Source organism: Acidimicrobiales bacterium (genome assembly GCA_036273495.1).
Classification (GTDB): Bacteria; Actinomycetota; Acidimicrobiia; order Acidimicrobiales; family JAJPHE01; genus DASSEU01.
The window spans coordinates 1-9,844 of record DASUHN010000306.1 but is presented as its reverse complement, the minus strand read 5'-3'; the positions used below and the strand labels follow the sequence as shown (position 1 = coordinate 9,844).

The 9,844-nt window shown below is 73.4% G+C and carries 10 protein-coding genes; 9 read left to right on the top strand and 1 reads right to left on the bottom strand.

Annotated elements, in window-relative coordinates; genetic code table 11:
* From VFW24_13030 to VFW24_13010, 5 genes are all read left to right on the top strand, one after another.
* Positions 1-795: phosphatidate cytidylyltransferase (locus tag VFW24_13030; protein HEX5267688.1), on the top strand; the 795-nt coding region annotated here is incomplete at its 5' end.
* 11 nt (positions 796-806) lie between these two features.
* Positions 807-1,970, top strand: a complete 1,164-nt coding sequence (dxr, locus tag VFW24_13025; protein HEX5267687.1) for a 1-deoxy-D-xylulose-5-phosphate reductoisomerase — start codon at positions 807-809, stop codon at positions 1,968-1,970.
* Entirely contained in the window at positions 1,967-3,289 is a 1,323-nt protein-coding gene (locus VFW24_13020; GenBank protein ID HEX5267686.1) for an RIP metalloprotease, read from the top strand. Before dxr ends, VFW24_13020 begins: the two co-directional genes overlap by 4 nt.
* 16 nt (positions 3,290-3,305) lie before the next feature.
* Positions 3,306-4,577 carry a flavodoxin-dependent (E)-4-hydroxy-3-methylbut-2-enyl-diphosphate synthase gene (gene ispG / locus VFW24_13015; protein ID HEX5267685.1) on the top strand — a complete coding sequence of 424 codons (1,272 nt, stop codon included), beginning with the start codon at positions 3,306-3,308 and terminating at the stop codon, positions 4,575-4,577.
* Between the two features lie 9 nt (positions 4,578-4,586).
* On the top strand, positions 4,587-5,822 hold the full coding sequence (locus VFW24_13010) for a GNAT family N-acetyltransferase (protein HEX5267684.1): 1,236 nt from the start codon (positions 4,587-4,589) through the stop codon (positions 5,820-5,822).
* 118 nt (positions 5,823-5,940) lie between these two features.
* Here the strand turns inward: VFW24_13010 and proS are convergent, their stop codons facing one another.
* A complete protein-coding gene (gene proS / locus VFW24_13005) occupies positions 5,941-7,359 on the bottom strand; it encodes a proline--tRNA ligase (protein ID HEX5267683.1) in 1,419 nt (472 codons plus the stop codon).
* Positions 7,360-7,490: 131 nt separating this feature from the next.
* On the opposite strand from proS, the gene rimP reads away from it, so the two are divergent.
* The 4 genes from rimP to VFW24_12985 all read left to right on the top strand — a co-directional run.
* Positions 7,491-7,979 (top strand): ribosome maturation factor RimP, encoded by a 489-nt coding sequence (gene rimP, locus VFW24_13000; GenBank protein ID HEX5267682.1) that lies wholly within the window; start codon positions 7,491-7,493, stop codon positions 7,977-7,979.
* Positions 7,976-9,259 carry a transcription termination factor NusA gene (gene nusA / locus VFW24_12995; protein HEX5267681.1) on the top strand — a complete coding sequence of 428 codons (1,284 nt, stop codon included), beginning with the start codon at positions 7,976-7,978 and terminating at the stop codon, positions 9,257-9,259. The genes rimP and nusA overlap by 4 nt, the downstream gene beginning before the upstream one ends.
* A gap of 20 nt (positions 9,260-9,279) precedes the next feature.
* Positions 9,280-9,510 (top strand): YlxR family protein, encoded by a 231-nt coding sequence (locus tag VFW24_12990; protein ID HEX5267680.1) that lies wholly within the window; start codon positions 9,280-9,282, stop codon positions 9,508-9,510.
* 99 nt (positions 9,511-9,609) lie between these two features.
* The coding region (locus tag VFW24_12985; protein HEX5267679.1) for a translation initiation factor IF-2 N-terminal domain-containing protein at positions 9,610-9,844 on the top strand (235 nt) is incomplete at its 3' end.

Genomic DNA, 9,844 nt, shown 5'->3' with positions numbered 1-9,844 from the left:
GTGGCGACCGGGATCGGCGTGGGCGTCCTGGCCCTCCTCCTGTTGAAGGCCGGCCCCGGGCCCGCCCTCGGGCTCACGACCGCGGTCGCCAGTCTGGCGGCGGCGGAGGCCTTCGGAGTCCTGCGCCGGGCCGGGTACCGGCCCGCCACCCTTCTCGGGCTCACCGCCACGGTCGCGGTCATGGTCGGGGCCTACCTGCGGGGGGAGTCCGCCCTCCCGCTCGTGGCCTCCCTCACGGTCGTCTTCAGCTTCCTCTGGTACCTGGCGGGAGTGGTCCACGCCCGGGCCCTGCGCAACATCGGCGCCACCCTGGTGGGCTTCATGTGGGTGGGGTTCCTCGGCTCCTACGCCGGCCTCCTGCTCGACCCTGACGTCTTCCCGAACCGGCACGGGGTGGCGTTCCTCCTCGGGGCCCTGATCGCGGCGGTGTCCTACGACGTCGGCGGCTTCGCCGTCGGCAGCCGGCTGGGACGCCGGCCCCTGGCTCCCCTGATCAGCCCCAACAAGACGTGGGAGGGCCTGATCGGGGGGATGGTGGCGTGCCTGGTCCTGTCCGCCGCGGTGGTGAGCCAGATCCACCCGTGGTCGTTCCACGACGCCGTGGCCCTGGGCCTGGTGGCGGCGGTGGTGGCGCCGCTCGGGGACCTGTGCCAGTCGCTCGTGAAGCGGGACCTCGGCATCAAGGACATGGGCACCCTTCTCCCCGGCCACGGGGGCCTCCTCGACCGGGTGGACGCCATCCTGTTCGTCCTGCCCGCCACCTACTACCTGGTCCGGGTGCTGGGCCTGGGATGACGGCGTCCGGAATGACCAGGGTCAGCCTGGTCGGCTCGACCGGCTCCATCGGCCGCCAAGCCGTCGACGTCCTCCTCGAGGAGCCCGGCCGGTTCCGGGTCGTGGCCCTGGGGGCGCGGGCGTCGGCCGACCTGCTGGTCGAGCAGGCCGAGCTCCTGCGCCCCGAGCGGGTGGCGGTCGTGGATCCCGAGGCGGCGGCGGGGGTCGCGGGCCGGCTGCCGGCGGGGACCGAGCTGCTGACCGGCCCCGAGGCGCTGCCGGCGCTGGCGGCGGGGGCGGACGTGGTGCTGAACGGGGTGGTCGGCTTCGCCGGGCTGCCGGTCACCATGGCGGCGCTCAAGGAGGGGGCCCGGCTGGCCCTGGCCAACAAGGAGTCGTTCATCGCCGCCGGCCCGGTGGTCAACGCCGTGCGGCGGGAGTCGGGCGGGGAGATCGTCCCGGTCGACTCCGAGCACTCCGCCATCCACCAGTGCCTGCGCGCCTCGGCCCGCCCCGAGGCCGAGGTGGCCCGGATCCTGCTCACCGCCAGCGGCGGCCCGTTCCGGGGGATGGGCCGGGACGTCCTGAGCGCGGTGGCCGTCGAGGACGCCCTGGCCCACCCGACGTGGGCCATGGGCCCCAAGATCACCGTCGACTCCTCCACGCTCATGAACAAGGGCCTGGAGGTCATCGAGGCCCACGAGCTGTTCGGGGTCGGGTACGACCGGATCGACGTCGTCGTCCACCCGCAGTCGATCGTCCACTCCATGGTCGAATTCTCCGATGGAGCAACCATGGCCCAGCTCTCCATGCCGGACATGCGGCTCCCGATCGGCTACGCCCTGGCCTATCCGGACAGGTGGGCGGAGCCTCACGGGCGGATCGACTGGACCGACCTGGCCCGGCTCGACTTCGAGGCTCCCGACCCGGGCGTCTTCCGCTGCCTGGCCCTCGCCTACGACGCCGGCCGCCAGGGCGAGTGCGCCCCGGCCTGGCTGTCGGCCGCGAACGAGGTGGCGGTGGACGCCTTCCTCGGCGGGCGCATCGGCTGGCTGGAGATAGCCGACGTCGTCGACGAGGCCCTGCAGGCCTACGACGGCCCGCCCGCCCACGGGATCGAGGACATCCTCGTGGCCGACGCCGGCGGGCGCCGGGCGGCGGTGGCGGCCGTGGGCCGCCGGGTGCGGGCCGGATGAGCGCGGCGCCGACGACGGCGGACGCACCCTTCCGGCCATCCCCGCCGCCCGACGGCGACCCGGCGCGCGAGCAGCGCTCGGCGTTCCTGCGGCTCGCTCTGATCGTGGCGGCGGCGGTGGTGGCGTCGATCGCCACAGGGATCGCGCGGACCATGGCGGTGATCGCCGCCATCGTCGTGATCATCATGTTGCACGAACTCGGTCACTTCGCCACGGCCAAGTGGTCGGGCATGAAGGTGACCGAGTACTTCCTCGGCTTCGGGCCCCGGCTGTGGTCGGTCCGGCGGGGAGAGACCGACTACGGAGTCAAGGCCATCCCCGCCGGGGGCTACGTCCGCATCATCGGGATGACCAACCTCGAGGAGGTGGCTCCCCAGGACGAGGCCCGTACCTACCGCGCCGCCACGTTCCCCCGCCGCCTCCTCGTCGTCAGTGCCGGCTCGCTCGTGCACTTCCTGCTGGCGATCATCCTGCTCTGGGTGCTGCTGGCGGTGGTGGGGACCCCCGGCTCGCAGGCCACGACCACGGTGTCGTCGGTGACCGTTCTCCCGGGGCGCAGTCCCGCCCAGGTGGCCGGCCTCCGGCCGGGTGACCGGATCGTGGCTCTGGACGGCCGCACAGTGCAGAGCTGGAACCAGGTGCCGAACGTGATCAGCTCGCACGCCGGGCAGCCGGTGTCCATCACCGTGGTGCGCGACGGCCGGACCCTGGTGCTGCACGCCGTCCCGCGCGATCTGGTCACCCAGCCGATCGCCGGCGTGGATGTCTCGATCCCCAGGAACTCGCAGCACTACGGCTTCCTCGGCATCAGCCCCGCCCCGGTGATCGAGCACGTGTCCCCGCTGGCGGCGGTCCCGCAGGCCGGCTCCGACTTCGGCAGCGCGGTGACCGACGTGTTCGGAGCGCTCCGCCAGATCTTCTCCCGCCAGGGTCTGCACACCTACACCAGCCAGATAACCGGCCACGTGCCCGCCCCGTCGTCGGGTTCGCAGCCGGCGCCCCGCTTCGAGTCGGTGGTCGGTATCTACCAACTGGCGGGAGACGCCGCCAACAGCGGGCTGCGCGACGTGCTGGTCCTGCTCATCGAGCTCAACGTGTTCATTGGCGTGTTCAACCTGATGCCGCTGCTGCCCCTCGACGGCGGCCACGTCGTGACCGCGGTGTACGAGCGCATCCGGAGCCGGCGGGGGCGCCCGTACCACGCCGACGCCCGTAAGTGGGCGCCGGTCACCGCGGTCGTGGTGCTGGCCCTCGTGGTCGTGGCGGTGGCGTCGACGTGGGCCGACATCTTCCATCCGCCCGCGAACCCCTTCCAGTGACCGAGGTGAGCGAACGATGAGCGCGCCGGACCGAGCCGACCAGCCGGTTCCCGGCCGGCGTTCCCTCGTGGCCGCACCCCGCCGGGCCACCCGCCAGATCATGGTCGGACCGGTGCCGGTCGGGGGTGGCGCGCCGGTGAGCGTGCAGTCGATGACCACGACCAAGACGGCCGACGTGGACGGCACCCTGGCCCAGATCTACGCCCTGGCCGCCGCCGGCGCCGACATCGTGCGCTGCACGTGCAACGAGCCCGAGGCGGCCGAGGGGCTGGCGCGCATCGTCCCCCGCTCACCCGTGCCGATCGTGGCCGACGTGCACTTCCACTTCGAGAGGGCCCTCGAGGCGCTCGAGGCGGGGGTGGCGTGCCTGCGGCTGAATCCCGGGAACCTGCGCAAGCCCGAGGAGATCCGCCTGGTGGCCAGCGAGGCGCGCGACCGCGGGGTGCCGATCCGCATCGGCGTCAACGCCGGCTCGCTCCACCCCGACCTCTACAAGAAGCACGGGGGCGCCACCCCCGAGGCGCTGGTCGAGTCGGCGCAGATGGAGCTCGCCTACTTCCGCGAGGTCGACTTCGACGACGTCAAGATCTCGGTCAAGGCGTCGAGCGTCCCGCTGATGATCGAGTCCTACCGGCAGCTGGCCGACGTCGTCGACCATCCGCTCCACCTCGGCGTCACCGAGGCCGGCCCGCCGCCCGCCGGGCTCATCAAGTCCACGGCGGGGATAGCCACCCTGCTGGCCGAGGGGATCGGGGACACCATCCGGTACTCCCTAACGGCCGACCCGGTGGAGGAGGCGCGCGCCGGCCGCCAGCTCCTCGAGGCCCTGAACCTCCGGGAGCGCAAGGGCCTCGACCTGATCGCCTGTCCCTCGTGCGGCCGGGCCGAGATCGACGTCATCGGGGTGGCCAAGGAGGCCCAGGCCGCCCTGGAGGAGCTGAACCTGCCGGTGCAGGTGGCGGTGATGGGCTGCGTGGTCAACGGGCCGGGCGAGGCGCGGGAGGCCGACATCGGGATCGCCGCCGGCCGCCGGCGGGGCCACCTGTTCATCCGGGGCCGGATCGTCCGGGTGGTGCCCGAGGACCAGATGGTGGCGGCGCTGGTGGCCGAGGCGGAGAAGCTGGTGGCCGAGGGCGTGGACGCCCGCCTGGCGGCCGCCGACGCCGGGGCCGAGGCCGAGGCCGAGGTCGACCGGCGCGCCCTGCTGGAGGACAAGGGGGGCGACGTCAACCGGAGCGAGGCGACGGTCGAGCTAATTCGCCGGCACCGGGAGGACCACGGCGGGTAGACACCGCCGGTGCACTACGACATCCGTCCGATCGCCCCCGACGAAGCCGGCGCCTTCTACCGGGCCGACGCCGCCGCCTTCGGCTACGGCAAGGTCACCGACGCCATGGTCGAGACGTGGCGGCCGAGCCTCGAGTTCGACCGCACGCTGGCCGCCTTCGAGGGCGATGCCGTGGTCGGCACGGCCGGCGCCTTCTCCTTCGAGCTGACCCTCCCCGGCCTCACGACGGTCCCCGTGGCCGCGGTCAGCTTCGTGAGCGTCCTGCCCACCCACCGCCGCCAGGGTCTGCTGACGGCGTTGATGGGCCTGCAGCTCCACGACGTGCGCGAGCGGGGGGAGCCCCTGGCCGTGCTCACCGCCAGCGAGGGGGCCATCTACGACCGGTTCGGGTACGGCGTGGCCACGGTGTCGGCCGAGCACACCCTCGAGCGGGCCCGGGCCACGATGCGCCGGGACGGGGCGCCCGGGCGGGGCGCGGTCCGGCTGGTCGACGAGGCCGAGGCCCTCAAGCTGATCCCCGCAGTCCACGACCGGTGGCGGAGGACCCAGCCCGGAGAGGTGTCCCGCACGCCGGGCTTCTGGGAGGTGGCGGTGGCCGAGGATCCGCTCGACGAGCAGAAGGGCAGCTGGTTCCGCGCCGTCCACGAGGGCCCCGGCGGACCCGACGCCTATGCCGCCTACCGGGTCGAGCCCGACTGGCACCACGAGCTGGCGAGCTCCCGGCTCACCGTGGACGAGCTGTGCGCCGTCGACGCCGGGGCCGAGGCCGCCATGTTCTCGTTCCTGTGCGGGGTGGACCTGGTCACCCAGATCCGTTTCGAGAACCGGCCCCTGGACGACCCGCTCCGCTGGGCCCTGGCCGATCCCCGCCAGCTGGCCTGCGTGCGGACCCGGGACTGGATGTGGGTGCGCCCGGTGGACGCCGCCGCCGCCCTGGCCGCCCGCCGCTACCGGGTGGCGGACCGCCTGACGGTCGACCTCGCCGACGAGCTGTGCCCCTGGAACCCCGGGCGCTGGGTGGTAGAGGGGGGCCCCGACGGGGCCACCGCCCGCCCGGCCCGCTCCGGCGAGGAGCCCGACCTGGCTCTCGGCGCCCCCGAGCTGGGCTCGGTCCTCCTCGGCGGAGTGGCGGCCAGCGCCCTGGGCCGGGCGGGCCGGATCCACGAGCTGACCCCCGGCGCCCTCGACCGGGCCGACCTGTTCCTCGGCGCCAACCGGCCCCCCTGGACGATGACCGCGTTCTGAGCTGATGGCGTCGGGCACCCGGGTCCTGCGGACCACGCCCGCCGCGTGCCGCCGGGGACCCCAACCCCGGCGCCGGCGCTCACCGCGCCGTCGGTGGTCCCCCTGATGCGCCTGCCGACTAGTAGGCCCGGCCGACCACGGCCACCAGGTCCTCCGGCGGGTCGGCGGGGGAGGCCAGGCCGCCGTCGGTGCCCACGATGCAGCGCACGGTCACGCCGGCCCGGTTGAGGCGCGCCTCCCCCTCCTCGCCGCCGAGGGCCGCGAGAGGCAGTGACGCCCAGCCCGAGCCGGCCGCCTCCACGGCCTCGTCGAGGGTGGCGACCGGGGCGGTCCGGGACCGGCGCAGCTCCAGGGCCGCGGCGTGCAGCGCCTCCTGGGTGGCGGCGAGGGCATCGGCCACCGCGGCGGGCACGCCGGCCAGGGGAGTTGCGGTCTTGGTCCCGGTGTCCCGGCGCACCAGGGTCACGTTCCCCTCGGCCAGGTCCCGGGGGCCCACCTCGAGCCGCACCGGCACGCCCTTGACCTCCCAGTCGATGGCCCGGCGCCCGAACGAGGTCTCGACCCGGTTGTCGAGGCGGACCCGCAGCCCGGCCCCGGCCAGCTCGGAGGCGAGGGCGGCGGCCCGCTCCCCGGCCCCCTCCTCGGCCCGCACCAGGAGGACGACGACCTGGATCGGGGCCAGGCGGGGGGGCAGGCGGAGGCCGGCGTCGTCGCCGTGGCCCATGACCAGGGCGCCCATCAGCCGGGTCGAGGCGCCCCAGGAGGTCTGCCAGGCGAAGGTCCGCTGGCCGGTCTCGTCCGAGAACATGATGTCGAAGGCCCGGGCGAAGTTCTGGCCCAGCTCGTGGCTCGTCCCCATCTGCAGGGCCTTGCCGTCCCGCATCATCCCCTCGCACGTCCACGTCGTGGTGGCCCCGGCGAAGCGCTCCGCCGCCGTCTTGTGCCCCAACAGCACGGGCAGGCCCAGCTCGTCCACCATGAACCCCCGGTAGACGTCCTCCAGGATCCGCAGGGCGAAGCGGCGGGCCTCCTCCTCGGTCGCGTGCGCCGTGTGGCCCTCCTGCCACAGGAACTCCGTCGTCCGGAGGAACACCCGGGGGCGCAGCTCCCAGCGCACCACGTTGGCCCACTGGTTCACGAGAAGGGGCAGGTCCCGGTAGCTCTGCACCCACTTGGAGAAGAACGAGTTGATGATGGTCTCGCTGGTGGGGCGGACGACCACCGGCTCCTCCAGGCGCTTACCGCCACCATGGGTGACGACGGCCAGCTCGGGGCTGAACCCCTCGACGTGCTCGGCCTCCCGGCGCAGGTAGGACTCGGGGATGAAGACCGGGAAGTAGGCGTTCTCGGCCCCCGTCTCCTTTATGCGCCGGTCGAGCTCGGCCTGCATGCGCTCCCATATGGCGAAGCCGTAGGGGCGGATCACCATCGTCCCCCGCACCGGCCCGTTGTCGGCCAGCTCGGCCCGCGCCACGACGTCCTGGTACCAGGCGGGGAAATCCTGGTCCTGAGGGGTCAGAACGGCGGTCTTGGGCACGGTCGGCCGATGCTAGAAGGTCGGCACCTCAGCTATAATTTTCCGGCTGGTCTCCGGGCCGGCTTTTTTGTATTGCGCAGCGTGATTTCATCAGCGGAGTCAACTGGTCCTTGAGTGAGTGAGGAGGTGCGATGGGCCCGGCCGAGCGGGTGCGTGAGCTGGTCGAGCCGGTCCTCGCCACCTCCGATCTGGAGCTCGTCGACGTAGAGGTCGGCCGCGGCCTGGTACGCCTCAGCCTGGACCGTCCCGGCGGCATCGACCTCGAGGCCATCAGCGCCATCAGTCCCGCCATCTCCGCCGCCCTCGACGCGGGGGATCCGCTGCCCGACCAGTACCACCTGGAGGTGTCGAGCCCCGGCCTCGAGCGCCCGCTGCGGACGCCGGAGCAGTTCCGGCGCTTCGTCGGCTCCAAGGTGTCGGTTCGGACCCTCCCCGGAGTGGAGGGGGAGCGCCGGGTCACCGGGACGCTGAAGGCCGCCGACGACGAAGGTGTCGTGGTCGATCCGGACGGCGGCGCGCCCCGCGCCGTCCGCTATGCCGACATGGAACGGGCGCGCACCGTGTTCGAGTGGGGCCCCGCCCCCAAGCCGGGCGGCCCCAAGAAGAAGGCCCATCAATGAGCAAGACGAATTTCGAGTTCCTGGAAGCCCTGCAGTTGATCGCGCGCGAGAAGGGCATCTCCGTCGACACCCTGCTGGACGCCCTGGCCAACGCCCTGGTGGCCGCCTACAAGCGGCGGCCCGACGCCGCCGAGGAGGCCGTGGTCACCATCGACCCCGACTCGGGGGAGATCCGCGTCTACGGGCAGGAGGTGGACGAGGACGGGAACGTCCTCCGGGAGTGGGACGACACCCCCGAGGACTTCGGCCGCATCGCCGCCCAGACCGCCAAGCAGGTGATCCTGCAGCGCATCCGGGAGGCCGAGCGAGACCTCAAGTACGAGGAGTACGCCGGGCGCGAGGGTGACATCGTCACCGGGATCATCCAGCAGAGCGACAACCGCTACACACTGCTGGACCTCGGCAAGGTCGAGGCGCTGCTGCCCCAGGCCGAGCAGGTCCCGTACGAGCGCTACGAGCACGGGGCGCGCCTGAAGGCCTACATCGTCGAGGTGCGCAAGACCACCAAGGGCCCCCAGATCGTGGTCAGCCGCACCCACCCCGGCCTGATCAAGCGCCTCTTCGAGATGGAGGTTCCGGAGATCGCGAGCGGCGTCGTGGAGATCAGGGCCTGTGCGCGCGAGCCCGGGCACCGGACCAAGATCGCCGTGTGGTCCAACGACCCGAACGTCGACCCGGTCGGCGCGTGCGTCGGGGCCCGGGGCGCCCGCGTCCGCATGGTGACCAACGAGCTGCGCGGCGAGAAGGTCGACATCGTCCCGTTCTCCGAGGACCCGGCCGAGTTCGTGGCCCGGGCCCTCCAGCCGGCGCGGGTGAAGGAGGTCCGCCTGGACGAGGACACCGGCACCGCCACCGTCGTCGTCCACGACTTCCAGCTGTCCCTGGCCATCGGCAAGGAGGGCCAGAACGCCCGTCTGGCGGCCCGGCTCACCGGCTGGCGCATCGACATCAAGAGCGAGACCCAGCTGGCCGAGGAGGAGGCCGGCTACTCGGGCGAGGAATGGGCCGAGGGGGAATGGGTCGAGAACGAGGCGGGGGAGATGGTCTGGCAGCCCGCCGAGGGCGGCGAGGCCCTCTCCGCCCAGCAGTGGGCCGCAGGCGACGCCGGGGACGGCGCCGAGCCGGCCGCCGAGGCGACGACCGCGGAACAGGCAGGCCCGGCGGGAACCGAGGCCGGGTCGCCCGCCACCGAGGCCGGGACGCCCGCCACCGGGGGGGCCGACGCCGCCGGCCCCCCCGAGGCGCTGACGGTTCCCGTGCCGGAGGAGGAGCAGGCGTAGCGGCTCCGGTCCGCACGTGCGTGGGGTGCCGCCGCCGGGCGCCCCAGGACCAGCTGGTGCGGCTGGTGGCGGTGGAGGGTGGGCTGGCCGTGGGAAGGGACCTCCCGGGCCGGGGCGCCTGGATGTGCCGGGGGTCGCCGGCGTGTGTCGACTCCGCTGTGGGCCGGGGCGGGCTGGCCCGGGCGCTGCGGAAGGCGGTGGGCCCGGAGGCGGCGGAGGCGCTGCGGCGCCAGCTCGACCAGCCCGCCTGACCTGGGCCGCTTTAACAGGCCCCGGTCGGCGTGTGGGAGGATGTAAGACCGCGCCCTTTGTGGGCGCGGACACGAGTATCGGAAGGACTGAACCGGCAGTTGGCCAAGAAGATCCGGGTCTACGAGCTCGCCCGCGAGCTGGGCCTGTCCAACAAGGAAGCCCTCGACCTGTGCGAGGCGCTCGGCATCGGCGTGAAGAGCCATTCCTCGAGCATCGAGGACCAGCAGGCCGACCGCGTCCGTCGTAAGGCGGAGCGCGAAGGGTTGCGTCGCGACGTGTCGCCGACCGAGGACGCGGCCTCCGTCCCCGCCGCTCCTGCGGCTCCCGGCGTGG